A 255-nucleotide genomic window follows, 5' to 3' on the forward strand; every position below is an offset into this window, starting at 1 on the left:
GGACCCGGCCGGCCGTCGTGATGTGCGACAAGGCCTACTCTTCCAAGAAGAACCGCGCCTACCTGCGGAAACGTAAGATCAAGGCGGTAATTCCCGAAAAAAGCGACCAGCAGGCCAACCGGCGGAAGCTGGGCTCCAAGGGCGGTCGTCCCCCGGGGTTCGACTCTGTCCGATACAGAGATCGGAACACGGGGGAACGCTGCTTCAACCTGCTGAAACAGTGCCGTGCCGTCGCGACCCGCTACGACAAGCGCG

1 protein-coding gene is annotated in these 255 nt (G+C 62.7%); it reads left to right on the plus strand.

Annotation, left to right across the window (positions count from 1 at the left end):
* Positions 1–255 (plus strand): transposase (locus QSK17_RS35940; protein WP_285711164.1); only part of this gene is annotated, 255 nt, incomplete at both ends.

This window comes from Microtetraspora sp. NBRC 16547, assembly GCF_030268965.1.
In the GTDB taxonomy this organism is placed as follows: domain Bacteria; phylum Actinomycetota; class Actinomycetes; order Streptosporangiales; family Streptosporangiaceae; genus Microtetraspora.